Origin of the sequence: Allobosea sp. LjRoot9 (assembly GCF_964252745.1) — a bacterium.
Taxonomy (GTDB): domain Bacteria; phylum Pseudomonadota; class Alphaproteobacteria; order Rhizobiales; family Beijerinckiaceae; genus Allobosea.
The window spans coordinates 1,152,992-1,178,320 of sequence record NZ_CAXUPC020000002.1; the positions used below are offsets into that span (position 1 = coordinate 1,152,992).

Genomic DNA, 25,329 nt, shown 5'->3' on the forward strand with positions numbered 1-25,329 from the left:
GGCATCGCGTCAGAGCCCCGCCCTGCTTGCACCTGCCCGCACCTGCTCAGGATGGATCGCCAGGGCGCGCACAAAACTTCGTTAAGACAGCGCCTGTAAGGGTTCCGAGCATTGGATCGGATCACAAGACCGGAATGCCGCAGGCCCTGATCGCGGGCCGAGCGCGGCGCAACCGGCTGGAGCGGCCAGCGCCCCATGATCTAACGATGAGGGAACGGCCGAACCGACTGCCTCGATCGTCACGATCGAACCGAGCCCGTTCCCGTCGTCACGCCGTCCCGCAAAACCCCGCCGCCGAAAGCTGACCATAGCCATGCTCAAGCACGCCTCCATCGTGTCGAAATCCATCGGCGTCGTCGCCGTGATGAGCGTCGTCGCCATCGTCATCGCCCTTGTCGGCTGGATGGGGCTGACGCAGCTCAAGCGCTCGATGCTCGATGTCGAGCAGACCGGGAGCGTCGCGCGCGAAGCGATGGATTTGCGTATCGACATCATCGCGATCAGCCGGATGACCTATCAGCTCGCGCGCCAGCCTGAAAAACATGCCGAGTTCGCCACCGACACCGAGCTGCGCGTGAAGGAAATGCTGGCCCGGCTGCCGATCCTGGAGGCGCTGGCCGATGCCGAGGAGAAGCGCCTGATCGGCGATGTCCGCGCCAAGCTCGGCAGTTATTTCGACCAGATCCGCGCCATGGTGGCCGCCTCCAGGAACAGCACGGCCGATCGCTCGGCGGTCGAGGCCGCGCTGGCTGCCTGCCTCGGCGGTCAGAAGGCCGTCACCGAAGCGGTCAAGGCCTACACCACCTATTCCGGCAAGACGATCGAGGCGACCCGCGACAGCGCCTTCACATCCGTCGACCGCTTCCTTCTGGTGCAGAGCGTCGTCGCCGTGCTCGGCATCCTCGGCGGGCTGCTGCTGAGCCTGTTCGTCGCACGCCGTGGCATCCTGCTGCCGCTGCGTGGTCTCAACGGCACGATGCACTCCATCGCCGAAGGCGATCTCGACAGTGCCGTCGAAGGCACTGATCGCCGCGACGAGATCGGCCAGATGGCCGCCTCGCTGCAGATCCTGCGCGACAATCTCCAGAAGATCCGCGCGCTCGAGGAACAGGAGCGCGAGGCCTCGTCGCGCCGTCTGCGCGCGGCGGAAAACATGGCCTCTGTCGTCTCGGATGTCGGCGAGGTCGTTGCCGCAGCGGCTGCGGGCGATTTCTCGGCGCGCCTGCAGATCGACCAGGCCGACGAGCAGATGCAGAAGCTCGTCGCCGGCATCAACGAGATCAATGCCGTGGTCGATTCGGCGACGAACGAGTTCGCCCAGGCGCTCTCGGCGGTTGCGGGCGGGGACCTGACCTCCCGGATCGAGACCGCCTATCGCGGCAAGTTCGCCGAGCTCAAGGGCGCGATCAACGAGACGGTGGATCGCCTGTCCTCGACGGTGCGCACGATCCAGACGACCTCCGCGGATGTGGGCTTGGCCGCCCGCGAGATCACCATGGGCGCCGACGACCTGTCGAAGCGCACGGAAGAGCAGGCCTCCTCGCTGGAGGAGACCGCCGCCACGACCGAGGAGCTCGCAGCCTCGGTGAAAGCCTCGGCCCAGGCCTCGAAGAACGCGGCTGCGATCGCGACCGAGGCGATGCAGGCGGCGCAGTCGGGCGGTACGATCGCGACCGAGGCGGTCGCTGCAATGGCGCGCATCGAGAGCGCCTCGCAGAAGATCTCCGACATCATCCGGGTGATCGACGACATCGCCTTCCAGACCAATCTCCTGGCGCTGAACGCGGCGGTGGAAGCCGCGCGCGCCGGTGATGCCGGCAAGGGCTTTGCGGTCGTCGCCTCGGAGGTGCGCACGCTGGCGCAGCGTTCGAGCGCCGCCGCCAAGGACATCTCCGGCCTGATCTCGTCCTCCAACATGGAGGTCGGCGAGGGCGTCAAGCTGGTCCGCCAGGCCGGCGATCAGCTCGACCAGATCCTCAGCCATTCGCGCAAGGTCGCGGCCACCATCGCCGACATCTCCTCGGCCGCCAGCGAACAGGCCAACGGCATCGACGAGATGAGCCAGGCTGTCGCCCATCTCGACGAGATGACGCAGGCCAATGCGGCGCTCTCCGAACAGAGCGCAGCGTCGGCCGGTTCGCTCTCGGGCCGCATCGTCCAGCTCAACGACCTCGTCGCCGCCTTCAGGACGGGACCTGAGAGTGCAACTGGCTCATCGGCCAGCTACGCGCCGGCCCCAGTCACGGCGGCAGCGACCGGCACGGCTTCCGAGCCCGAGCGCTTGCGCAAGCTCGCCGCGGCCGCCTTCGGCCAGAGCAGGGCATCGACGCCGACAGCCCGCGCCCAGGCCGCCGCGCCAGCGTCGCGCGCCCCTGCCAGAAAGGTCGCCAACAGCCGCGCGGGCGACGCCGGATGGGAAGAGTTCTGAGACCCCACCTGTATGGAAAGGTGAGCCCTCATCCTGAGGAGCCGCGAAGCGGCGTCTCGAAGGATGAGGGCTCGCGCAGTTTCCAAACGGACCCTTAGCAAATCCGGGCCAGCCGTTCAGCCACTGGCCGCAGGCCTGAGGATGTCGTCGATCTCGTCGCGATCGATACGCCGCCGTTCGAACAGCGTTTTGGCGATGGCCTTCTGGGCCGCGAGCATCGGGGGCTGATACAGGATTGCGGCGGCGGCCTTGGCACAGCGCGCTAGCAGGGCGGCCTCGTCGACTGGCCGCAGAAAGGCGATATAGGGCCGCATCTGTTCCAGATCATCATCATGGGAATGGATCGCGCCCGGATACCATCTGAGCCCTTCCCCCTCATTCCAGTAGATCATCTCGCCGCAATGGCCGGCAGACAGGATCGTGACCTCGACCTCGGCGCGCCGGAGGTCCGCCAGCCGTTCAGTCTGGAACCCTCTCTGATAGGGCTCGAAACAGGTCTCGCCGGTGAAGCCAAAAGGCGGCCGAAGCCAGGCATGAGTGACGTAGCGCTCGTGATGCCAGCCAATGATGATGTGGCCGGCCTCATGAAACGCGCAAGCCGCGCGCCGGATTTCGGCAGGGATGGCGCTGAGCTCGGGATGGCGTCTCACGTCTGGCGGTTCTCTGAATTCGTCGCTCTTGGCCGCGGCTCCGGCAACGCCGCGCCCGCATGGAACAGCGCCCACCCGGAGCTTTATTGTAGCGCGTTTTCTCCGCGCAAACGCTTCGCGTTTGTCGCGAGCGAACCGGTATCCACTTCGCTCTAAAACACTCCAGTTCCTCCGGGCCGCCTTCGTCCAGACGATCACCGAGGACGCTCTGGCAAAGGCAGCGACGCGTCACTCCCGATAAGGCAATCCTTCAGACAGCCGATGAACGCGGTCGTGCCCGGCGAGAGCGGCCGATCGCGGCGGGTGACGATGCCGTATGAGCCCATGATCGGCGGGACCGCGACGTTCAGGCGGCACAGCAAGCCGTGCCTGATGTTGAATTCGGCGACATCGGCCGGCATCACCGCCAGCATGTCGCTTTCCTGCAGCAAGGCGACCATCGTCATCATCGACGAGGTTTCGACGACATCGAGCGGCTGGTGGGTCATCATCTCCGCGAAGAGCGGGGCGAGGACCTTGCGCATCGGGCTCGCGGCGGGCAGCAGCGTCCAGGGCCAGGAGGCCAGGTCTGCAAGGCCGAGCGAGCTGGCGCGCATCAAGGGGTGACCGAGGCGGGCCACGATATGTAGCGGCTCGTCGATCAGGTCCTCATAGTCGAATTCGGTACGCCCCGCGAGCGCCAGCGGGCGCGCGAGCAGCACGTCGAGCTCCCCCTTCGCCAGCATCGGGACCAGGGCATCGCTGGTTCCGACATCGATCGAGACATCGAGGCGAGGCCTGTCGCGCTTGAGCGCCGCGACCGCCCTGGCGAGCAAAAACGGGATGGCGCTGATGACCGCGCCGATCTTCAAACGCCCTGTCGCGCCGGAGGCGAGCGCCTCGAGCTCGAGCCGCGTCCGGTCGAGATCGTTCAGGATCAAGCGCGCATGACGGGTCATCACCTCGCCATAGACCGTCGCCTTCAGGCCGCGCCGCCCACGCTCGAACAGCGGCAGGCCGAGCGTCGCCTCCAGATCCTGCAGCAGCTTGGTCGCGCTCGGCTGCGTCATGTTCAGCCGGGCGGCCGCCCGCCGCAGGCTTTGAGCTTCGTCGATCGCGATCAGCAGGAGGAGCTGCCGGTTCTTCAATCGCCGCAGCAGCGAGGCGCCCGGCTCAGCCATGGTCTGCGTCATCCAGGCCTCTCCAGTGATATCATTTTACTGATCACATCATCGCCAATCTTCATTATCAAGGCATATCAGATCGCATTAGCCTCTGACCCAATAACGCTGGCGGCACGCATCGTCGGCGATTGGGAGAAGCGCTGCTTACGGACGGACCATGCGCGCTGTCGCGCATCCGCTTCCCCCTTGGAAACGCATCAGCCGGCGAAGCCGGCCGGAGGGGACGCCATGTCGGGATTGGACCATACTCACGCGCCACAGGGCGGCATCGGCCAGGCGGCGACCACTGCGTCGGCCGGCACCACGGTGCGCTGGCGCATCTTCGGCATCGTCTTCGTGCTGGTGGTCATCAATCTGATCGACCGCACGGCGCTCTCGATCGCCATGCCGACCATCGCCAAGGAGTTCAACCTGGAGCCGGCGATGCAGGGGCTGATCCTCAGCGCCTTCTTCTGGAGCTATGCCGCGCTGCAGATCCCCGGCGGCTGGCTGATCGACAGGTTCGGTCCGCGCGCCTTGATCACCGGCGCGACCATCGGCTGGGGCATCTTCCAGTCGATCGCCGGCCTGTGCACCGGCGGCGTCACCTTGCTTCTGAGCCGCATCGGGCTTGGCGCCGCGGAAGCGCCGCTGTTTCCAGCCGGCGCCAAGCTCAACTCGATCTGGCTGTCGCCGAAGGAGCGCGGACGCGGGGCCGTGCTGATGGACAGCGGTGCGCCGCTGGGCGCGGCCTTCGGTGGCGTCATCATCGCCTGGCTCATCCTGGCCTTCGGCTCATGGCGCACGGCCTTCGTCGTCGCGGGTGTCGCGACCATTCTGCTCGGCTATCTCGCCTGGTGGTATCTGCGCGACGATCCGGCCGAGCATCCCGGCGTCGATGCCCGGGAACTCGCCTTGATCGAGGCCTCCGCTGCGAGCGCCGCCTCCGCGGAAGCGGCCACCCCGAAACAGATCTCGCCGCGCTCCCTTTCGGCCATTCTGGTCGGCCGCATGAGCTGGGCCATGATCAATTTCGGATTGCTGACCTGGGGGCCGAGCTATCTCGCCCAGGCCCGCGGGTTCGACCTCAAGCAGATGGGCGGCGCGACCTTCGTGATCTTCCTGTCCGGCATGTTCGGCTCGCTGCTCAGCGGCTTCCTCGTCGACAAGCTGCAGGAGAAAGGCCTGCGCCGCAGCGTGACCTACAAGATCGCCTTGGGCTTCAGCGGTCTCGGCGTCATGGCGTCCTTCCTCGCCTTGCCTGAGGTCGCGGACCCGGTGATGGCGGTGGCGCTGCTCTCCGTCACACTGTTCCTGCTCTATTTCGGCAGCCTCTATTGGAGCCTGCCGGCAATCCTCGCGCCCCGCGAGAAGGTCGGCATTGTCGGCGGCGCGATGAACTTCGCCGGCAGCGCCAGCGGCATCGCCATCCCGATCATCACCGGCCTGATCCTGCAGGCCACGGGCACCTATCTGATGGTGCTCTACTTCTTCGCCGCCTGCGCCGCCCTCTATGTCATCGGCTCCATGCTGATCGACTTCCAGGACGCGGAAGCTCGCTAAAGCGTTTTCGAGCGAAGTGGCTACCGGTTCGCGTGAAGACAACGCGTCAAAACAAGGAGCTGGAGCAGTTTTCGATCCAACTTGATCGGAAACTGCTCCAAAGGAGCCGAAAAGCGTGACCGAACTAACTCTCTGGCAGGGGCCGATCGTCGATGCGCACCAGCATTTCTGGGACCCGCTCAGCAATCCCCATCCCTGGCTGAAGCCGGAGGCCAGGATCCCCTTCCGCTACGGTGATTATTCGGCGCTCAAGCGCCGCTACCTGCCCGACGACTATTTCGCGGATGCGGCCGGGCATGACGTCCGCCAGACGGTCTATGTCGAGACGGAGTGGGACGAAAACGACCCGATCGGCGAGACTCGTTACGCGACGAGCCTGGCCGGGCGCTTCGGCGTGCCCAATGCCATCGTGGCGCAAGCCCGGCTCGACCATACTGACGCCGGGGCGGTCATCGCCGGACAGGCCGCCTTCGCCCTGGTGCGCAGCGTGCGGCACAAGCCGGGCGGACCGCAGCGGCCCGAGGATGTCGGCTCCCAGCGCACGCTGATGTCGAGCGAGCGCTGGCGACAGGGCTATGAGCTGCTCGGGCGGCATGGTCTGATGTTCGATCTGCAGACGCCCTGGTGGAACCTGCATGAAGCGGAGGATCTCGCCCGCAGCTTCCCGGACACTACCATCGTGCTCAACCATGCCGGCCTGCCGGCGGATCGCAGCGAGCGCGGGCTTGCAGGCTGGCATGCCGCCATGGCGCGCCTGGCCCAATCTCCCAATCTGCGCGTAAAAATCTCCGGCATCGGCCTGCCCGACCGCCCTTGGACCGTGGCGGATAACAGCTGGATCGTCGAAGAGATCACCGCGATGTTCGGCGCCGAGCGCTCCATGTTCGCGAGCAATTTCCCGGTCGACAGCCTCTGCGGCTCGTTCGACACGATCTATGCGGGCTTCAAGACGATCGCGGCGCGCTATACGCAGGACGAGCAATTGCGCCTGTTCGCCGAGACGGCGCGCGAAACCTACCGATTGAGCTAGCGAGCCGGTTTGGAACCTCCAGCCCTCATCCTGAGGAGCCTCTAAGCGGTGTCTCGAAGGATGCTCCAGCTCGCGGGGGAGCTTCCTGGAGCATGCCGTTCATCCTTGGAACCACGCCGTCATCCCGGACAGGCGGCGAAGCCTCCTGAGGCATCCCTCCCGCCGCGCCCCTCGGCAAACGCGGTCTTTGATCGCGATCAATGCGGGCTCGCACGGATTTGCCGATCAAGGCTTGCGCAGGTCTCCGGGTTTTCGGCTTGCCGTCGGATCGGTGCTCGCGGCCATCGCGCCCGCTTGCGGCCTTCCGTCGGCCAACCCTTGCCGGGTCCTGCCTGCCGAGCTGATGGACCACCCCAAGGACACTGACATGCAACTCCCCCATGCTGCCGTGATCGCCCTGGTCGACGGCAAGCGCTTCGAACTCTTTCGCAACAGCGGCAATGAAGCCGGCCCCGTCCTCGCACCAATGACGTCGCCCGATCTCGATGAGCACGGCAAGGGTGGCGGTGCCGGGCGGGATTCGAGCTCCGCAAACCCGACCGGGCATCAGATCGATGAGGATGCCCATGCCGCCGCCGCGATCGGATGGCTCAACAAGCAGGTCACCGGGCGCAAGATCGAGCGGCTTGTGATCGTCGCCGCGCCCCGGACCCTGGGAGAAATGCGGCTGCACTACCACAAGCAATTGCAGGCAGCCCTTGTCGCCGAACTCTCGAAGGATCTGGTCGGCAAGAGCGGGCCGGAGATCCTCCTGGCGCTCCGAGGCAAATAAGCCTCGCGGCTGCGGAGCGGAACGCCTGGAGCACGTTCGCGTTTCTCCGAAGCTCGGAAGGGCTCTCCCTCCTTGTTTCATCGCATTGTCCTCGCGAAGCGGCGTCCACTTCGCTCGAAATGCTCTCCTGCTCGTCACTGCCGAGGCTCCGGCAGCGCATGAAGCATCGCGGCTGGCGATTGACCTTGATCAAGGCCTTGGCGCGGTAGCGGGGGCACACAGGCAGACGCTCGGAGTGCGGATGATGTTTCGGATCGCGACAAGACGGCTTCTGATGATCGCGTTCGGTGCGCTCAGTGGCGCTCTGATCACGATGCAACCAGGCTGGGCCATGCCCGCCGATGCGCAGCGGCCGGACAACACTGAGAGCGCCGGGGTCGGCAAGCGCGTCGCGCAGCGCTACTGCGGCGGCTGCCATGCGATCGAGGCCACTGGCCTCAGCCCCAATCCGAAATCGCCGCCCTTTCCGCTGATCGCCGAGCGCTATCCTCGCAACAACCCGGCGCCCGTCCTGATCGACGGCACCGTCATTCGCCATCCCGGCATGCCCGAGTTCAACCTGCTCGAGAACGAGACCGACGGTCTGGTGGCTTATATCAGGCGCATTTCGCGCAAGTGGAAGCCGACGCCCTGACCGAAAAGGGCCTTCTGCGGCAAAAGGGAGATGGGCGCGATGACGGCGATCAGGACCAGGCGGCAAAGACCCATGATGATGTCCCAAGGCCGCTGGGGCTTGCTTGCGCTCTGCGCCGCCCTGTTCGGCGCGGCACCTGCTCTGGCAGAAGGCATCGGAGATGCGCGTGCAGGCCGGGAGGTCGCGACGTCATTGTGCAGCCGGTGCCATCAGATCGACGGCGCCGGTCGCGATCCCAGCCGGGTTCCGCCCGGCTTCGGTGCCGTCGCCGACATGGCGTCGCAGACCGAGCTGTCGCTGCGCGTTTTCCTGCAGACGCCGCATGGCAACATGCCGCGCTATCAGCTCACGCGGGACGAAACCGAGGACGTCATCGCCTATATCCTGAGCCTCAGAGCGCGCTGAGGGCCGAGGGCGGTGACGGCCTCATCCGAACGGGCGCCCGGTACCGTTCTGGCATCCACGCCGACCCGCTACGGGCGCGGCGCGGTCGACATGATTCTGGACGCGTGAGCTTTGCCGCCCCCCCGTCGCTGTTCCCCAGCAAAATCCCTCGTTGCCCAGCACTCAGCTATCCAGCTTCCACGGATTGCGCTCTCATGCCTCGGCTGGGCACGACCGCGCCCCTTCCAAGAGTCAGTGGAACGTTACGCTCCCAGTCTGGTTAGGCCATGACCCAGGTGAAGCGCGCTGGTCCCTGGACTTGTCCCTCCGATCGACAGTTCACGCCTGCGCTACCGCTTCACGTCTGGCCGGATCATCTGAGCGAGGAGATACTGATGCAGCTACCACATGGCGCCGTTGTCGCGCTGGTTGATGGGAAACATTTCGAGCTTCACCGCAACACGGGTGATGAATCGAGCCCCGAACTCGCGGCCTTGGTCACTCCTGATCTGGACGAGAGCAACAAGGCCGGCGGAGCTGGTCGCGACTCCAGTTCCGCTAACCCAACAGGCCATCAAATCGACGAGGATGCTCACGCGGCTGCTGCAACGCAGTGGCTCAACCAACAGGTCCTCGGGCACAAGATCGAGAAGCTCGTGATCGTCGCTTCGCCCCGGACATTGGGCGAAATGCGTCGGCATTATCATAAGCAGCTTGAGGTCGCGCTTGTGGCGGATGTCTCGAAGGACCTGATCGGGAAAAGTGGGCCGGACCTGATCGCAGCACTCCTAGCGGCATAAGCCAGCTAACGACGTCGGCGCGACCTTGCGGTCATGCCGACGCTACCCCGAATAAACATAGAACTCTGAGCCCACCCGATCGGCGAAAAGGTGGCGCGCAGGCTGTAGCTGCGATGTCAGCGCCGCTCGGCCGGGCAGGTGTTGATACCAAGCAGCGTGTAAGCAGGGCAGACGCGGAATAGCGCCGTGCCGAGCATGATCACACCAGCCGCCGTCAACGCATATTTCCAATTGCCCCAGCCTGCGAGCAAGCCAGCAGCTTGCGGAATGAAAGCAGCCGCAACCAGAACGACGCCCAGGCCAAAACGCAAAGCGCGATCATAGGCACCGACATTCATGACGCGACCTCCCGGCAAGGCGCATAGTGCGCCAGCTCGAATGCAGCTTAGTCCAATGGTCCGCCCGGAGGATTGACCCAGCTCAACCTCGCAGAGGACATCGAAGGGCTGGCAGCGCCTGACGCTTTCTCCATGTCGTTCAATCCCCCGTTCAACATCGAGGCGGCGAGGAAACCGGCGAAATGGCGTTGCGCGCGTGCGTGGTGAGAACGGTGCTCCGTCCGTCGCCTGGATTCGGGATCGCCATCAGCTTTCCGTCGCCAGGAAATAGAAGGCGGTAAGGCCCGAGCCGACCGCACCATTGCTGGCAAAGACGCCGAGCATGACGAGGAAGAGTTGCGTCTGCTCGGCCTCGCCCGCCAGCATGCCACCCATGAAGCCAATATCGAATGCGATCATGATAAGATAGGTTGCAGCGCCCAGCAGCGCACCCAGCGCCACGTGAAGAGGCACGGTCCGGAAACGGTCGGCGTCGCGGCGATCTGGCACTGGCCCGCTCCCTCACGCGAGTCATCTCCCTAATCCATCCGGGCAGCGAATTGTTCCCGAGCGCTTCCTGGCTGGGACGAGCGCGCGAGGCGAAGCCAGCAGGCTCCGCCAGCGGCATAGCGGCAAGAGAAGCGACGGCGCCCTCATCCAGCGGCAGGCGCGGTGCATTCATCGTCTGCCCTGTTTGGCCTGCGCAAACTGGCCTGCTCCAACGCCGTGCGTTTCGATGATCCGACCGAACCGTGCCGTCGCCATCAGATTGCGAGCGTCAGATCGACCGTTTTCTATTCTCGCGATCGCTCAACGACACAGCCAATCGTTAACTCATGCCGTCCGTCGTCCGAATTGCGCTGCGTCGCCAGGATATCGGAAACGACAGACGAACGGCTTGGCGAGACGCGGCGTATCACCTCGAGGCTGGACGCGTTCGCGGCGTCTACGGTGACGGATCCCAGGGCCTGCTCGTCAACCGCATTCCGCGGTCCTCTTGGCTGCCGAAAGCCACAGCAGGCTGCTACCCTGGGGCTGCGTCAGCCTTGTCGCCCTGTGGCCGCGGAGGGTTGTCAGCGATTGCCCACGTCAATATACGCCACGGCCGCGGCGCACGCGACACGATTCGAATGCGTGACCCTGGCCTGTCGGCCCCTCGCTCGATCGCAAAATCCCTCGTTGCCGAGCGCCCGGCAATCAGCTATCCAGCTTCCACGGATTGCGCCCGTAGCTCAGCTGGATAGAGCGTTGCCCTCCGAAGGCAAAGGTCACACGTTCGAATCGTGTCGGGCGCGCCATTTCGGCCTTTTGGCCATTCTAATCCACGGTTTTCAACGTCAGTAGGCCTTCGAGCTGCCTTGCGCCTCGAACGCATGCATAACACGCGCATAATGCGGCCGACGATGACATGAGCGTTCCAATCAGCTGACAATCCGGAACTGTGTGTATCAATACGGGCGCCGGGCGCTCGAAGATGTGCTCGAATCGTTACCGTTCGCTCGAATCCAGCCATCTCTTCGCACGCGTTGACCCGCCTCCGGTTTCCCGGCCCCTCCAAAGCTGGACGATTCCAGTTTGGCGGCATGGGCTGCGATACGGATTGACGTCACGACGCCGCGGCAAACTCCTGCGAGGTCGCAAAGACCGCGATCTCGTCTGCGAGCACCTCCTCGAGCGAGGGGCCGATCTCCTCGCAGATTGTCGGCCGCAGGCGCGTCTCGACGAGCGAGAGATGCGCCGTCATCGCCTTCACCGCCTTGCCCCGCTCCTGCGCCGCCAGAGCCCGAAAAATCGCGCGGTGCTCCTCGCAGCCGCAGGCCGAGCCTGCTGTCGTCTCGTAGCGCTTGACCAGCATCAGCGTGCGGCTGATCAGCTCCTGCGCCTGACGCTGAACAAGCGGGTTGCCCGTCATCTCCGCCAGCAGGAAGTGGAATTCGGCCGAGAGCCGTTGCCAGGTCGCCTGGTCGCCCAGCCGCAGCGCCTTCGCTTCGGCGTCGACATGCTCGCGCAGGCGCGCGATCTGCGCCTCGGTGAGGTTGTCGGCGAGATGGGCGGCCATGCCGCTCTCCAGGATTCGGCGCGCCTCGTAGACCATGTGGCTCTCGCGCAGGTCCGGCTCGACGGTGAACGCACCCCGGTTCCTGACGATGTCGAGCAGCCGCTCATGCCCAAGCCGGTGCAGCACCTTGCGGATACGCTCCCGGCTCACGCCGAAGATCTCCGCCAGCCGATGCTCGCCGAGCTTGATTCCGCCCGGCAGCCGTCCACCCCGCAGGACGGAGGTCAAAATCGTATGGATGGCCTGCTCGTTCATGCTGCGACTATCGCCGCTGCACGCACCAGCGGCAACTCCGGCGCTGCCACGTGCTTCGGCAAGCTCGCCCTTATAATGGGCACAATAATATAAGGATTGTGCACAAAAATACTCGCGCCTGAGCGAAGGGAGGCATGAGAAATTCGCCTAAGCCTTTGAATAATTTGAACCATAACGGATTCCAACCAGAGCCCCGCGGCTTGGCATGGGGGTTGCTGAGGACGGTCGCGTTTTCCCGAACGAAAAGGAACCCGACCATGGACGTCCTCTCCGCCCGGCCGACCCGTCGCTCCCTGCTCTCAGGCGCGGCAGGCGCCGTGAGCCTCATCGCCGCCCCGTCGATCCTGCGCGCCCAGACGAAGGAACTGGTCGTCGGCGGGGCGGCCGGCCACAAGCCTTGGGTCGAGCAGGTCGTGGTTCCGGCCTTCGAGAAGAAGTACAATTGCAAGGTGCTGTTCGAAGGCACCCGCTCTCTCGTCAACCTCGAGAAGATGCAGAAGAACAAGGGCAAGCAGTACATGTCCGTCGTCCAGATGGACGACCCCGTCATGATACTGGCGGTGAAGGAGGACCTTCTCGATCCGCTGACGCCCGGCAAGGCGCCGAACCTGTCGCAGCTCGTGCCCGGCTCCAGCCATATGGAGGGCATGTGGGCCAATTATCTCCAGCCCTGGCTTGGCGTGGCCTACAGCAAGGGCGCGATGAAGACCCCGCCCTCATCCTGGGCCGATCTGTTCGAGGCGAAGTACAAGGGACGGATCATCATCCCCTCGCTGCAGAACACGGAAGGGCTGCCGGTGCTGTTCGCCGCAGGCATGCTGGCGGGCGGGACGCTCGAGGCGATCCAGAAGGACACCGACGCCGGCTTCAAGAAGCTGGTCTCGCTGAAGCCGAACCTGCTGACGATCTACACCCAGCAGCCGCAGGCCTATAACCTGCTGGAGCAGGGCGAGGCCTATATGATCGGGCCGGCGATGTCGTCCTATGCGCTCGAGCGCAAGGCGGCGGGCGCGCCGATCGACCTCGTCGCGCCCAAGGAAGGCGTGTTCGCCATGCCCTCGGGGATCGCCGTGATCAAGGGCGCGCCGCAAGCCGAACTCGCCTTCGCCTATGTCAACGAGCTGCTCGGCGCCGAGCTGCAGGAGAAACTCGCTGGCCCCACCTTCTCGCTCGCGACCAACAAGGCGGTGCCGAGGCCGGCCGGACTTGGCGCCGATGTGACGATCCACCAGATCGACTGGGCCAATGTCGCGGCGCAGCGCAATGACTGGATCAAGCGCTGGGACCGCGAGATGGCGATCTGAGCCCGGGACCGCCTCGGTGAACCCGGCCTTTCTCGACATTACCGGCGCCAGCAGGAGCTTCGGCGCCGCCACCGTGCTCGACGGTATCGATCTCGCCGTCGGCAAGGGCGAATTCATCTCGCTGCTCGGCCCGTCCGGCTGCGGCAAGACCACCCTGCTGCGGATCGTGGCCGGGCTGATGACGCCCGACACCGGCCGGGTCGTCCTGGACACCCACGAGATCACGCGCAAGCCGCCGCATCGGCGCGACATCGGCGTGGTCTTCCAGAATTACGCGCTGTTCCCGCATCTCAGCGTGGCGGAGAACGTCGCATTCGGCCTCAAGGCCCGCGGCGCGGCGCGGGAGACGATCGCGCGGACGGTCGCGCGCTATCTTGGCCTCGTCCAGATGACGGCCTTCGCCGATCGCTCGATCAAGGCGCTCTCGGGCGGCCAGCAGCAGCGCGTCGCGGTGGCCCGCGCGCTCGCCGTCGGGCCCAAGCTCATGCTTCTGGACGAGCCCTTCTCGGCGCTCGACCGCAAGCTGCGCGAGGCGATGCAGATCGATCTCAAGCGGATCCTGCGCGAGGTCGGCACCACCGCGATCTTCGTCACGCACGACCAGGACGAAGCGCTGACCATGTCCGACCGCATCGCCGTGATGTATCGCGGCCGGATCGAACAATTGGATACGCCGACCGCGATCTACCATCGCCCGGCGACGCCCTTCGCGCTCGATTTCGTCGGCCTGTCGAGCCGGCTCGCCGGCACGGTCGTCGCAAGTCACGACAGGATGCTGACGATCGAGACCGCAGCGGGAACGCTGTGCGCGCCGGGACAATTCATCCCCGGCAGCCCGGTCGTCATCGGCATTCGCCCCGAGCGCGTGGCGGTTGGGGCTGGTGGCGAGAACAGCATCGAGGCGACGCTGCTCGACGTCGTGTTCCAGGGCGCTCGGGTCCAGCTCCATTTCGAGGCACCGGCGGGCGGCCGCCTGCTTGTCGAGGCGCATGAGGCGCCGGCGGGCGCAGCGCCTGGCGCCAGCTTGCCTTTGAGCTGGCGGCGGGCCGACACGCTGGTCTATCCCGCACCGGCAGAGGGAGGCGCGGCATGAGCGCGGCGCGGCGCTTCGATCCGATCCTGCTGCTGGCGGCTCCAGCCGTCGCCTACCTCACCGTCGTCTACGGCCTGCCATTGCTCTTCCTGCTCGGTCGCAGCCTGCTTGGAGCCGGCGGCTTTTCGGCCTTCGCCGGTTTCTTCGCCGATCCGTTCAGCTGGACCGTTCTCGGCAATACCGTTCGCAGCGCGGCGCTGGTGACGCTGGTCTGCCTCGTCATCGGCTATCCGACAGCGCTCGTGCTGGCGCGCGCCGGCAGCTTCGTCCAGGCGGCGATCCTCGTCGCGATCATCCTGCCGCTTTCGGTCGGCGTCGTGGTCAAGGCCTTCGCCTGGCAGATCGTGCTACGGCGCGACGGCATCGTATCGCAGATCTTCACCGGGCTCGGCATCTGGGGCGAGCCGCAGCGCCTGCTCTTCACCGAGACCGGCCTCGTCATCGGCGCGGCCAATATCTTTGTGCCCTTCATGATCCTGCCGATCTATTCCGTGCTGAAGCTCGTCGATCCGCGGCTGGGCGAAGCGGCGGCGACGTTGGGCGCCTCGCCGATCTATCGCTTCTTCAAGGTGGCGATACCGCTGTCGCTACCCGGCATCATCACGGGCATAGCCTTCGTCTTCTCGATGGCCGCCTCGATGTATGTGATTCCAAGCCTCGTGATCGGCGACCGCTTCCAGACGCTGGCGACGCTGACGGGGCGCTCCTTCCTGTTCATGCGGAACGAACAACTCGGCTCGACGACCGCCGTCGTGCTGCTCGCGCTGACGATCGGCATCGTCGTGGCGAGTTCCAGGCTGTCGCGCCGGCTGGGAGGCGCCGCATGACCGCCATCGAAAAAGTCGCCGGCTGGCTTGCCGGGCTGCTTGCGGCCTTCACCGTCGTCTTTCTGCTCACCCCGCTCGTGGTGACGGTCGCCGTCTCCTTCGGTTCGAGCGCGGTCTTCACCTTGCCGCCGCCATCATGGTCGCTGCGTTGGTACGAGGCGCTGGCCCGCTCGCGCGATCTCTGGCCGCCGGTCTTCGCCTCGATGAAGCTCGCCGCATTCTCGACCGCGGTCGCGCTGGTTCTCGGCACGCTCTGCGCCATCGGCCTGCTGCGCGGCCAGTTCCGCGGACGTGAGGCCGTGGTCACTTTCCTGGTCTCGCCGCTGATGCTGCCGGGCCTCGTCATCGGCATCGCCATGCTGGAGAGCTTCCGCGCGGCGGGCCTGCGCGACGTCTGGGTGAGCCTCGTGCTCGCCCATGTCGTCATCACGCTGCCCTATGTGGTGCGCACCGTCTTTGCTGCGCTCTCGCTCTTCGACTTCACGCTGATCGACGCTGCCCGCACACTCGGCCTGACCTACCCGAAAGCGGTGTTCAAAGTGCTGGTCCCCTCGCTCGCGCCCGCCTTCCTGACTTCTGGCATGTTCGCCTTTCTCGCCTCCATGGACAATTATCCGATCTCGATCTTCTTCACCGATGCCTGGACCAAGACGCTGCCGATCCAGATGCTGCAATATGTCGAGGAAAGTCCCGATCCCACCATCGCCGCGATCTCGACGCTGCTGATCCTGCTGTCGATCGGCGTCCTCGTGCTCGGCGACCGCCTCGTCGGCCTGCGCCGCATGGCCGATCTGTGATGAGCGGGATCATCAGCAGCGATCGCGATTTCCGCGGCTATGGCGCCTCACCTCCAGCCGTGCGCTGGCCCGGCAATGCGAGGCTGGCCGTCTCGGTCGTCATCAATATCGAGGAGGGCGCGGAACTTTCGCTCGGCCAGGGCGACGAGCGCAACGAGTCCGTCTACGAGGTCGTCGAGGAGATTTCCGGCGTCCGCGACCTGTGCATGGAGTCGCATTTCGAATACGGCCCGCGCGCCGGCTGGCCGCGCATTCGCAAGCTGCTGCGGGACTATGGCGTGCACGGAACGATGAACGCCAATGGCCGCAGCCTGGCGATATCGCCCTGGCTTGCACGGGAAGGTGTCACTGATGGCCATGAGGTCGCGGCCCATGGCTGGCGCTGGGAGCGCCACGCCAATATGAGCGAGGATGAGGAGCGTCTCGCCATCGCCCGCACGGTCGAGGCCATCACGGTCGCGGCCGGGATGCCGCCGCGCGGCTGGCACACGCGCTCGGCAACCTCCCCGAACACCCGGCGGCTGCTCCTGGAACAAGGCGGGTTTCTCTACGATTCCAATGCCTATAACGACGACCTGCCCTATCTTGTGGGGGTCGAGGGCCGCGACCACCTGGTGCTGCCCTATGCCTTCGACACCAACGACATGCGTTTCCAGCGCGGCGGCGGCTTCGTCTTCGGCGATGACTTCGCCCGGTACTGCATCGATGCCTTCGACCGGCTCCATGAGGAGGGCGCGGACGCGCCGCGCATGATGACGGTCGGCCTGCATCTGCGCATCATCGGCCGCCCCGGGCGGATTGGCGGCCTGGAGCGCTTTCTCGCCCATGCAGCGTCGAAGCCGGGAACCTGGTTCGCGCGGCGCGACGAGATAGCCCGGCACTGGCTGCGCGAGACCGGGCGCGAGGCGCTGATCGGCGGGCGCTGAGGCGCGCATGCCCGTAGCGTCCGGGACAATCCCGTCAACGATGCTCGATGCGCGCCGCCAATGCCTCCGAGAGCCCCAGCGTCGGCTTTGCCGGCGGCCTGCGGAAGGTTCCGGCGCTCGCCTTGCGCGGCTGCAGGGCGACCAGAGCCTCGGCCTGCTTCAGCGCCGCGCCGATCTGGTCGATGACGGGCACCGGGATGCGGTGGGCCACCTTGGCCGCCAGCCCGGCCAGCGGCGCCCCTGCGAGAATCACGCAATCGGCGCCATCCTCGACCACGGCCCGGTTGGCGAGCGCGACGATGACCTCCTCCTTCTCCTCCTGCACCGCGCCGATATCGGCGAAGGTTTCGTCGAGCATGCGGATCGAGGCACAGCGGCCGCCGAGCCCATGCATGGCGACGCATTCCTCGTACCAGGGCCCGAGCGCCCGCGCGAAGGTGACAATGGAAAAGCGCTTGCCGAGCATGCAGGCGGTCAGCATGGCTGCCTCGGCCATGCCCACGACAGGGATGTCGAAGAGTTCGCGCGCGCCCATCAGCCCGGGGTCGCCAAATGCGGCGATGATCGCGGCGTCGACCGCGTGGTGATGCTCGGCCAGCATGCCGAGCGCGATGGCTCCGCCAATCTGAGCCTCGGCACGGCTGGCGATATAGGGCACGCCACGCGGCGCCGTCAGCGGCACGATCTCGGTCTCCGGCGCCGCCACCGGCTTGGCCGCGACCAGGAGGCGCTGGGTAATCGCTTCGGTGGTATTGGGATTCAACAGAAGGATGCGCATGGATCTCCGTCCTCATGGGCGCGTTCAGACGCGTCCGCCGGGCGGATAGTGAGGCCCGTCGCGGCGTCCGTCGACCTCGCTTTGGGCAAAGCGCCCGGCATGCGGGATCATCGCGTTTGCCTGCGTGATCCCCGGGGCATCCCGGCAGTTCGTCGGGGATCGCCAGTTGATTGCGAATGACGGTATGAAACGCGCGACAGAGCGTTTTCGAGCGAAGCGGGTACCGGTTCGCGTGAAGAAAACGCGTTAAAACAGGAACGTAGGGCAATTGAACGATCCAATCGGATCGGACATCGCTCTCGTCAGGCGTTCGGCTCGGAAGAGCCGCGTGACAAGGCTGTTCGTTACAAGATTACCTCGCTCGGCCATCGCCTCCTGCAAGCTGCAGGTGGCGGGCGTAAAGCGTCAGGGGCCGGCAGATGACGAAGTAGATCAGCCCCACCAGGCCATAGACCGTGAGAGGCTCAAAGGTCGCATTGGCGATGGCGTTGGAGGTTCGCATCAATTCGTCGAAACCGATGATCGAGGTCAACGCCGTGCTTTTGACCAGCTGAACGAGGTAGCCGACGACCGGGGCCCGCGTGATCGCGAAGGCCTGCGGCAGGATGACGAGCCGCATCTGGTTGGGATAATGCAGGCCGAGGCTCTTGGCGGCATCCCATTGCCCCTTCGGCAGGGCCTCGACCCCGCCGCGCCATATCTCCGCCAGATAGGCGCTGGCGCAGAGGGTCAAAGCGACGGCGGCTGCGGACCAGGGTTCGATGCGGAAACCGACCAGCGGCAGGCCGAAGAAGACCAGAAAGAGCTGCATCAGCAGGGGCGTGCCCTGGAACAGGCCGATATAGAGTTCGGCGAAGCGGCGCAGCCAGCGGCGATCCGAGACGCGCGCCAGGAGGATCGCCATGCCGACGATACCGCCGCCGATGAAGGCCACGATCGAGAGCAGGATCGTCCAGCGCGTCGCGAGCAGCAGATTGCGTAAGATATCCCAGAAGGTGAAGTCCATCAGGGCGCCGCTCCGATCAGATATGTCCGTCCGGTGAAGCCGAGCAGCCGGCGCAGGCAAAAGCTCAGCGCCAGATAGACCATGGTGATGATGAAATAGGTCTCGAAGGCACGGAAGCTGCGTGCCTGCAGCATGTCGGCCTCATAGGTCAGTTCGCGCACGGAGATCTGCGAGACCGCAGCCGATTCCAGCATCATGATGATGATCTGGCTCTGCAGGGCCGGGAAGATCACCTTCAGCGCCTGCGGCAGGACGATCTTGATGAAGACCTGCGCGGAGCGCAGGCCAAGCGCGCGGCCAGCTTCCTTCTGCCCGTTGGGGACGGCATCGAGACCGGCCGCAACGATCTCGGTGCCATAGGCCGAGAGGTTGATCGTCATCGCCAGGATCGCGGCGATGGCCGGATCGAGCCGCAGACCGAGGCTGGGCAGGCCGAAGAAGATGAAGAAGAGCTGGAGCAGGAAGGGCGTGTTCCTGATCAGCTCGACATAGCTGCCGACCGCGCGGCGCAGCAAGGGTGAGCGGCCGCGCACGGCCGCCGCGCCCAGGATGCTGCAGACCGTGCCGAGCACCGCCGTGACGGCGATCAAACCCACCGTCGCCACCGCGCCACGCGCGATGGGTTCGGCGGCCTGGCTCAGCCAGTCGAAGTTGAGGTTATAGGCCAAGCCTCAGAGATCCTTGGGATCGAGCGGCTTGCCGAGCCACTTGACCGAGACCTTGTTGAGCGTGCCGTCGGCGAGCAGCTTCGCGACGATCTCGTTGAGAGCCTGCTTGAGGCGCGGTTCGTTCTTGTTCAGCGCGATATGGTCCGGCGAGGTCATCAGCTGGAATTTCTGCTCGGGCTTCAGCGCGGTCTGGCGCGACAGCACCTGGGCGCCGACATCGTTGCCGACGACCATCAATTGGGCCTGGCCGGAGATGAAGGCCTGGATGACCGAGTTGTAGCTGTCGAAGCGCTTGATGTCGGCGGAAGGCGGCGCGGCCTCCGTCAGCGACGTGTCCTCCAGCGTGCCGCGGCTCACCGCGATCGACTTGCCGGCGAGATCCGCTTTGCCTTCGACCTTCACGGCCTGCGGGCCGATGACGGCGATGTAATAGGGTGCGTAGGCGGCGGTGAAATCGAGCACCTTTTCGCGCTCGGCGCTGTGGCCGACGCTGAGCAGGATGTCGACCCGGCGCTCGGTCAGGAAGGGGATGCGGTTCTGGCCGGTGACGCCGACGAGATTGAGCTTCACCTTCAGCGTGCTGGCGATGATCTCGGCGATGTCGATGTCGTAGCCCTTCAGGCTCATATCGGCGCTGGCCGACGAGAAGGGCGGGAAGTCGGAGAAGACGCCGACCTTGAGGGTGCCGGATTTGGTGATGTCGTCGAGCGCGTCGGCGCGGACCGGCGCCATCGCGAGGCCAAAGCCGGTCAGCAGGCTCAGCGCCAGCAGCGATGTCTTGATCATGGTGTGCGTGGTCACGTGGTTCATCCTTCCCTGGAAATGTTAGATCGAGGCGTTGGGTGCGGCTTGATTGCTTCCCGCCGGATTACTCGCCGGCATGGTGATGCAGGCAGCGACGGGAAAGCCGATCCGCACCGCTTTGCCGGGATCGAGGCCGTCGCCGACGCGGTTGGCCTGCATGACGAGCAGCTGTTGCCCGCCGGGCATCTCGACCAGGATCTGGCGTGTCGCGCCGAGCAGGGCGACATTGAGGATCCGGCCCTTGGCGCTGTTGGCCATGCCGTCGGGATCGGCCGCATCGGCGGCGGAGAGCACGATGTTCTCGGGCCGGACGCAGATATCGATCGTGTCCGATGCGCAGTCGGGCACCATCAGGGACAGGCCCGAGCGGCTCGTAGCCCGGGCGAAGCCGGTTTCGCGGCGCGTGACCTGGGCTTCGATCCAGTTGGTGCGCCCCATGAAGTCCGCAGCGAAACGCGAATCCGGGCGACCATAGACATCCGACGGCGTGCCGACCTGGACGATACGGCCCGATTGCATCAGGAAGACGCGTTCTCCGAGGCTCATGGCCTCTTCCTGGTCGTGCGTGACCACCATCGCGGTCGAGTTCACCGCCGCCAGAACCTGCTTGAGTTCGGCGCGCAGGTCCTGACGCAGCTTGGCATCGAGCGCCGAGAGCGGCTCGTCGAGCAAGATCAGGCTGGGGCGTGTCGCCAAAGCGCGGGCCAGCGCGACGCGCTGCTGCTGACCGCCGCTGAGCTGATGCGGACGGCGGGCACCGAAGCCCTGCAACCGCACCAGCGCCAGCATCGCCTCGACGCGATCGGGAATCTCGCGCTTGTCGGCGCCGCGATGCCGCAGCCCATAGGCGATGTTCTCCGCCACGGTCATATGCGGGAACAGGGCGTAATGCTGGAACAACAGCCCGACATTGCGTTCATAGGGCTTGAGCGCGGTGACGTCGCGGCCGCCGATGCTGACCGTGCCGGCATCGGGTCGCTCAAAACCCGCGATCACACGCAGAATGGTTGTCTTGCCGCAGCCGCTGGGCCCCAGCAGCGCGACGGTCTCGCCGGCGGCGATCGAGAAGGAGACGTCATCGACGGCTGTGACCCCGCCGAAGCGGCGGCTGATTCCGTGAAACTCGACCGCGTTGTTCAACGTCTTGACCCCTATGAACGAAACAGCCCCTGGCCCAACAGACGGTCGAAACCGACGAAGCGCTCGAGCACGAAGATGAGGAGGGCGCTGACCGCCATCAGCAGCACGGCGGCGGCGGCGATGGTGAGATCGAAGGAGGCGCGCATGTTGCTGACGAGCGCGACCGGCAAGGTGTAGGTCGAGGGGTCGGTCAGGAACATGCTGACCGCGACATCATCCAGCGACACGGCGAAGGCGAAGACGGCGCCCGTGACCATGCCGCTGCGGATCAGCGGCAGGGTGATGTTCCAGAAGGCCTGGCTTTCGGTCGCGCCCAGCACCAGGGCCGCCTCGGTCAGGCGCCGGTCACGCCCGGTGAGGCTGGCGAGCACGGTGCGCACGACATAGGGCAAGGTGATCACGACATGGCCGCAGAGCAGCCGGGTGAAGCCATCGGCGATGCCGATCCGCGACAGGAACAACAGCAGCGCAAAGCCGATCACCACGGCCGGCACGATGAGCGGCGAGAGGAAGGCGGCCATCAGCAGGCCGCGGCCGCGGAAACTGCCGCGATCGAGCGCGACCGCGGCAGCTGTTCCCACCAGCACATCGATCACGGTCGTCAGGACGGCGATCTTCAGGCTGGTCGCCAGGCCGGTCGCGACATAGTCCAGCGAGACCAGCTTCTCGAACCAGCGCAGGGACAGGGCCGGTGGCGGCAGCGGCCCGAGAAAGCTGCGCGCATCGAAGGCAAGCAGGCAGGTGACCAGAAGCGGCGTCACCAGGAAGGCGAGCACCAGCGCCAGCATCGCGACCATGGCGCCACTGAGGAACTGGTCGCCGCGACGTTTTGCGGTGCCGTTCATGAGCCTGCGCCCTTGCGTGGCTGCACTAGCGAAACCAGCGACAGCGCGAGCAGCGAGATGACCAGCATCACGATTGAGACGGCGGCTCCGCTGGGGTAGTTCGCGACGTCGCTGAAGCGCGTGTAGATCGTGTTCGACAGGAACAGCACCCGTCCCTTGCCGAGCACCATCGGAATGACGAAGGCGCTGATCGCGAAGGTCATGGCGATCAGAAAGGCCGAAACCAGTCCCGGCAAAGCGAGCGGCACGGTGATGCCGAGATGCGCCTTCCAGGCGGGAGCGCCGAGCGATTGCGCGGCGTCGCAAAGCCGGGGATCGATGTTCTGGATCGTTCCCAGCAGGGTCAGGGTGCAGATCGGCACGATTGCATGCAGCAGGCCCGCGCCCACCAGCGTCTCGATATACCAGCGGCTCGTCGGCGAGATCCCCAGCGCCAGGAGCAGCGGACGGGCGATCCCGACCGAACCGAAGGCGAGTTCCAGCGCATAGGTGCGCACCAGCATGCTGAGCAGCACCAGCATCACCAGAAGACCGATACAGGCGGCACGCTGGCGCGGCGAGAACCGCCGCACGATGCAATAGGCCAGCGGAAAGGCCGCCAGCAGCCCGGTCAGCGCCGCCGCCGCGCTCAGCTTGAAGGTCTCATACAGCACGCCGGCGAAGGAGGGCGTCGCGAGTTCGCGATAATTCTCCAGGGTCAGCGGCGCATCAGTGGCCGAGCCGACCCGGCCCGGCACATATTGCTTGAGGCTTTCCAGCGCGAGCCCGAGCAATGGCAGGGCGAAGATGACGAAGAGGAGCAGCAGCCCCGGAGCGAGCAACAGCAGCGTCGTGCGCCCCAGTGCCGGGATCGCGATCGCCGGCTTCCGCAGTGGAATGGCGGTCACGGCGCTCATAGCAGCGGCGCGATGTCGGTTTCCCAGCGCTTGGCCCAGGCGTCCTGCTGACCCAGCACCACCTTGTAGTCCGGCACGTGCACGAAGCTCTCGAATTCCTTCGGCGTGAAGGAGAGATGGGCCAGTTCCGGCGGTGTCGCGGCCTTGCCGTTCAAGGGCGCCTCGCCGGCGACCTTCGCATAGAGCGCGCTCATCTCGGGGCTGATGGCGAAGTTGATGAAATCGCAGGTCGCCTTGCGGTTTGGCCGGTTCTTCATGACGGCAAAGCCGCTCTGGTAGAGGAAGGTCGCCATGCCGGCCTGCTTGGTCAGGCGGGTGATCTTGAAGTTCTTGGCGACGGCAGCCCAGCTCGGCTCGGCGAAGAAGCCGACGGAGGTCTCGCCGGAGGTGAAGGAGTTGGTGAAATCGACATCGGTCACGGCGATGCGGCCGATATTGCCGGATTTCGCCAAGTCTTTCATCAGCTTCCAGCCTGGCTCCATATTGGATTCATTGCCGCCACCCTGCAAAGCGAGCGCGACGATCTGCAGCATCATGCTCTGGGTCGGGCCGGGCCAGCAGATCGCGCCCTTGAGGCGCTTGTCGAAGAGATCGTCGACCTTGCTGATGGCGAAGGGGGCGGTGTCGGTCCGATAGCCGAAATACATGCCGCCGACGGCGCGCGGCACCGCTTTCACATTGCCCTTGGCATCCCGCATCATGATCTTCTCGGGAATGTCGGCGAGATTGGGGACATCGGCTACCGTGATGGTCTCGACCCAATCCTCCGCGATCATGCTGTTGAAGGAACCTTCCCAGCCGGCGATGTAGTCATAATCGACCTTGGGCCAGGCCGCCTTGATCTTGGGCAGGATGGCGCCGGCGCCGCCCTGATGCAGCACCCAGTTGAACTGGGCCGCATTCTGCTTGGCGGCGATCTGCTTCATCGCCTCGACGACATCACCACCCCATTCGGCGGCGGTGAGGCCGGTCGCTGCCCGAGCGCTGCCCAGGAATGGTCCGGCGAGCCCGACCGTGCCGGTCGCGCCGATCAGGGAGAGAAGGTTTCGGCGTGTCATCGTCATGGTGTCAGGTCCTTCGCGCCACGGGTCGAGGGGCCACAGGCTGTGCCTGTCGCCAGCGGCGATCAGGCTCCCGAGCCGTCCAGAGCCATGATTGCACCCGTTGGGAGGGCGCGGCGGTAGGGCGAAAATGCTTGCCCGGCTATAAGCGGGCGTGAATGCCGGCGCCGGCTCAGGGCCGGCTCAGGTCGCTCTGTCGGGAGATGAAGTCCGCGAGAAAGCTCGCCTCGGTCGGCGCGCCGGTCCGCGAATAGAGCCCGATGCTGATCTCGACCGGCTCGGGCAGCCCGGCGACATGGTCGAGGATCCGGCAATCCTCAGGGATAGTCGCCGCGATCATCGGACCGATGCCGATGCCGACGCGCACCGCGGTCGCCATGGCAACCAGCGTCGACGCCTCGCAGACGATGTTCCACTGCATGTCATGCCCCGCCAGCGCCTTCAGCGCCAGCGTGCGCCAGGGGCAGGATTCCTCGAACATGATGATCGGCAGCGGGACTTGCGTCGAGATCACCATGTCCGAGCGCACCACCCAGAACAGCCGCTCGGACCAGACCAGGGTCGGCTTCCGGTTGAGCCGGGTCGTGTCGCAGACGGCGATGTCGAGCTTGTCGTTCTCGAACATTGCGGCCAGGCGCTTGTTGGGCTCGACGATGATGTCGATATCGACTTTCGGATTCTGGTCGCGGAAGGCCTTCAGGATATCGATCAATCGGGTCGCGGCGAAATCCTCGACGACGCCGAGGCGGACCCGGCCCTCGATCGTCTTGCCGTTGAGGCGCTTGCCGATCTCGCTGTTGAGCCGCAGGATTTCGCGGGCATAGGGGACGAGCAGCACGCCATTGGTCGTGAGCTCCAGCCCTTTGGACGAGCGCTCGAACAATTCGCCACCGAGCAGATCCTCGAGCTTGCGGATCTGCATGCTGACGGCAGCCTGGGTGCGATTGAGCGACAACGCGGCGCCATTGACCGTTCCGACCTCGGCGACGGTCAGGAAGGCGCGCAGCAGATAAGGGTCGAGCTCGAGCATTCAGCTCTCGTTATAGCGCTAGAGCGTTTCCGAGCGAAATGGACACCGGTTCGCGCGAAAACGCGTTCAAACAATGAGCTGGAGCGGTTGAACGATCCAATGGGATCGGGGACGGCTCCA

General features: G+C 65.5%; 26 protein-coding genes and 1 tRNA gene. 13 read left to right on the plus strand and 14 right to left on the minus strand.

Annotated features, from left to right (window positions below; all coding sequences use genetic code 11):
* Positions 1-313: 313 nt before the first annotated feature.
* A complete protein-coding gene (locus ACSQ3P_RS14000) occupies positions 314-2,428 on the plus strand; it encodes a methyl-accepting chemotaxis protein (RefSeq protein WP_436166113.1) in 2,115 nt (704 codons plus the stop codon).
* A gap of 116 nt (positions 2,429-2,544) precedes the next feature.
* Here the strand turns inward: ACSQ3P_RS14000 and ACSQ3P_RS14005 are convergent, their stop codons facing one another.
* On the minus strand, positions 2,545-3,276 hold the full coding sequence (locus tag ACSQ3P_RS14005) for a hypothetical protein (protein ID WP_436166114.1): 732 nt from the start codon (positions 3,274-3,276) through the stop codon (positions 2,545-2,547).
* Positions 3,273-4,250, minus strand: coding sequence for a LysR family transcriptional regulator (locus ACSQ3P_RS14010; RefSeq protein ID WP_436166115.1), 978 nt, complete (start codon positions 4,248-4,250; stop codon positions 3,273-3,275). The genes ACSQ3P_RS14005 and ACSQ3P_RS14010 overlap by 4 nt, the downstream gene beginning before the upstream one ends.
* Before the next feature lie 219 nt (positions 4,251-4,469).
* On the opposite strand from ACSQ3P_RS14010, the gene ACSQ3P_RS14015 reads away from it, so the two are divergent.
* The 6 genes from ACSQ3P_RS14015 to ACSQ3P_RS14040 all read left to right on the plus strand — a co-directional run bounded on the left by ACSQ3P_RS14015 (position 4,470) and on the right by ACSQ3P_RS14040 (position 9,403).
* Positions 4,470-5,783, plus strand: coding sequence for an MFS transporter (locus tag ACSQ3P_RS14015; protein ID WP_436166116.1), 1,314 nt, complete (start codon positions 4,470-4,472; stop codon positions 5,781-5,783).
* Between the two features lie 115 nt (positions 5,784-5,898).
* Positions 5,899-6,813 (plus strand): amidohydrolase family protein, encoded by a 915-nt coding sequence (locus ACSQ3P_RS14020; protein ID WP_436166117.1) that lies wholly within the window; start codon positions 5,899-5,901, stop codon positions 6,811-6,813.
* A 367-nt stretch (positions 6,814-7,180) separates the two neighbouring features.
* On the plus strand, positions 7,181-7,585 hold the full coding sequence (locus ACSQ3P_RS14025; RefSeq protein ID WP_436166118.1) for a baeRF12 domain-containing protein: 405 nt from the start codon (positions 7,181-7,183) through the stop codon (positions 7,583-7,585).
* Between the two features lie 274 nt (positions 7,586-7,859).
* Positions 7,860-8,219 (plus strand): c-type cytochrome, encoded by a 360-nt coding sequence (locus tag ACSQ3P_RS14030; RefSeq protein WP_436166119.1) that lies wholly within the window; start codon positions 7,860-7,862, stop codon positions 8,217-8,219.
* A gap of 39 nt (positions 8,220-8,258) precedes the next feature.
* A complete protein-coding gene (locus ACSQ3P_RS14035) occupies positions 8,259-8,624 on the plus strand; it encodes a c-type cytochrome (RefSeq protein WP_436166120.1) in 366 nt (121 codons plus the stop codon).
* 374 nt (positions 8,625-8,998) lie between these two features.
* On the plus strand, positions 8,999-9,403 hold the full coding sequence (locus ACSQ3P_RS14040; RefSeq protein ID WP_436166121.1) for a baeRF12 domain-containing protein: 405 nt from the start codon (positions 8,999-9,001) through the stop codon (positions 9,401-9,403).
* A 116-nt stretch (positions 9,404-9,519) separates the two neighbouring features.
* Here the strand turns inward: ACSQ3P_RS14040 and ACSQ3P_RS14045 are convergent, their stop codons facing one another.
* Both ACSQ3P_RS14045 and ACSQ3P_RS14050 read right to left on the minus strand, forming a co-directional pair.
* Positions 9,520-9,741 (minus strand): YgaP family membrane protein, encoded by a 222-nt coding sequence (locus ACSQ3P_RS14045; protein WP_436166122.1) that lies wholly within the window; start codon positions 9,739-9,741, stop codon positions 9,520-9,522.
* Positions 9,742-9,987: 246 nt separating this feature from the next.
* Positions 9,988-10,230 carry a hypothetical protein gene (locus tag ACSQ3P_RS14050; protein ID WP_436166123.1) on the minus strand — a complete coding sequence of 81 codons (243 nt, stop codon included), beginning with the start codon at positions 10,228-10,230 and terminating at the stop codon, positions 9,988-9,990.
* Positions 10,231-10,941: 711 nt separating this feature from the next.
* On the opposite strand from ACSQ3P_RS14050, the gene ACSQ3P_RS14055 reads away from it, so the two are divergent.
* Positions 10,942-11,018: transfer RNA gene (locus ACSQ3P_RS14055), tRNA-Arg, on the plus strand.
* 308 nt (positions 11,019-11,326) lie between these two features.
* On the opposite strand, the gene ACSQ3P_RS14060 is transcribed toward ACSQ3P_RS14055, so the two are convergent.
* Entirely contained in the window at positions 11,327-12,034 is a 708-nt protein-coding gene (locus ACSQ3P_RS14060) for a GntR family transcriptional regulator (protein WP_436166124.1), read from the minus strand.
* Positions 12,035-12,291: 257 nt separating this feature from the next.
* Here ACSQ3P_RS14060 and ACSQ3P_RS14065 point away from each other — a divergent pair, with 257 nt between their 5' ends.
* From ACSQ3P_RS14065 to ACSQ3P_RS14085, 5 genes are read left to right on the plus strand one after another with little or no spacing between them, the layout of a single operon-like run.
* Positions 12,292-13,338: an ABC transporter substrate-binding protein gene (locus ACSQ3P_RS14065; RefSeq protein ID WP_436166125.1), complete on the plus strand. Its 1,047-nt coding sequence runs from the start codon at positions 12,292-12,294 to the stop codon at positions 13,336-13,338.
* A 16-nt stretch (positions 13,339-13,354) separates the two neighbouring features.
* A complete protein-coding gene (locus ACSQ3P_RS14070) occupies positions 13,355-14,431 on the plus strand; it encodes an ABC transporter ATP-binding protein (RefSeq protein WP_436166126.1) in 1,077 nt (358 codons plus the stop codon).
* Positions 14,428-15,258 carry an ABC transporter permease gene (locus ACSQ3P_RS14075; RefSeq protein WP_436166127.1) on the plus strand — a complete coding sequence of 277 codons (831 nt, stop codon included), beginning with the start codon at positions 14,428-14,430 and terminating at the stop codon, positions 15,256-15,258. The genes ACSQ3P_RS14070 and ACSQ3P_RS14075 overlap by 4 nt, the downstream gene beginning before the upstream one ends.
* On the plus strand, positions 15,255-16,055 hold the full coding sequence (locus ACSQ3P_RS14080) for an ABC transporter permease (protein ID WP_436166128.1): 801 nt from the start codon (positions 15,255-15,257) through the stop codon (positions 16,053-16,055). The genes ACSQ3P_RS14075 and ACSQ3P_RS14080 overlap by 4 nt, the downstream gene beginning before the upstream one ends.
* Positions 16,055-16,981 (plus strand): polysaccharide deacetylase family protein, encoded by a 927-nt coding sequence (locus tag ACSQ3P_RS14085; RefSeq protein WP_436166129.1) that lies wholly within the window; start codon positions 16,055-16,057, stop codon positions 16,979-16,981. Before ACSQ3P_RS14080 ends, ACSQ3P_RS14085 begins: the two co-directional genes overlap by 1 nt.
* 34 nt (positions 16,982-17,015) lie before the next feature.
* Here ACSQ3P_RS14085 and ACSQ3P_RS14090 read toward each other — a convergent pair whose 3' ends face one another.
* The 9 genes from ACSQ3P_RS14090 to ACSQ3P_RS14130 form a co-directional block, all read right to left on the minus strand.
* Positions 17,016-17,759: an aspartate/glutamate racemase family protein gene (locus ACSQ3P_RS14090; protein WP_436166130.1), complete on the minus strand. Its 744-nt coding sequence runs from the start codon at positions 17,757-17,759 to the stop codon at positions 17,016-17,018.
* Between the two features lie 352 nt (positions 17,760-18,111).
* The gene (locus ACSQ3P_RS14095) at positions 18,112-18,768 is read right to left on the minus strand and encodes an amino acid ABC transporter permease (protein ID WP_436166266.1); all 657 of its coding nucleotides are present in this window, start codon (positions 18,766-18,768) and stop codon (positions 18,112-18,114) included.
* Positions 18,765-19,433 (minus strand): amino acid ABC transporter permease, encoded by a 669-nt coding sequence (locus ACSQ3P_RS14100; protein ID WP_436166131.1) that lies wholly within the window; start codon positions 19,431-19,433, stop codon positions 18,765-18,767. The genes ACSQ3P_RS14095 and ACSQ3P_RS14100 overlap by 4 nt, the downstream gene beginning before the upstream one ends.
* A 3-nt stretch (positions 19,434-19,436) precedes the next feature.
* Positions 19,437-20,243 (minus strand): transporter substrate-binding domain-containing protein, encoded by an 807-nt coding sequence (locus ACSQ3P_RS14105; RefSeq protein WP_436166132.1) that lies wholly within the window; start codon positions 20,241-20,243, stop codon positions 19,437-19,439.
* Positions 20,244-20,258: 15 nt separating this feature from the next.
* A complete protein-coding gene (locus tag ACSQ3P_RS14110; protein WP_436166133.1) occupies positions 20,259-21,377 on the minus strand; it encodes an ABC transporter ATP-binding protein in 1,119 nt (372 codons plus the stop codon).
* 11 nt (positions 21,378-21,388) lie between these two features.
* Positions 21,389-22,222: an ABC transporter permease gene (locus tag ACSQ3P_RS14115; protein ID WP_436166134.1), complete on the minus strand. Its 834-nt coding sequence runs from the start codon at positions 22,220-22,222 to the stop codon at positions 21,389-21,391.
* The gene (locus ACSQ3P_RS14120) at positions 22,219-23,118 is read right to left on the minus strand and encodes an ABC transporter permease (protein ID WP_436166135.1); all 900 of its coding nucleotides are present in this window, start codon (positions 23,116-23,118) and stop codon (positions 22,219-22,221) included. Before ACSQ3P_RS14120 ends, ACSQ3P_RS14115 begins: the two co-directional genes overlap by 4 nt.
* On the minus strand, positions 23,115-24,182 hold the full coding sequence (locus tag ACSQ3P_RS14125) for an ABC transporter substrate-binding protein (protein ID WP_436166136.1): 1,068 nt from the start codon (positions 24,180-24,182) through the stop codon (positions 23,115-23,117). Before ACSQ3P_RS14125 ends, ACSQ3P_RS14120 begins: the two co-directional genes overlap by 4 nt.
* 169 nt (positions 24,183-24,351) lie before the next feature.
* Positions 24,352-25,209, minus strand: coding sequence for a LysR substrate-binding domain-containing protein (locus tag ACSQ3P_RS14130; RefSeq protein WP_436166137.1), 858 nt, complete (start codon positions 25,207-25,209; stop codon positions 24,352-24,354).
* Positions 25,210-25,329 lie beyond the last annotated feature (120 nt).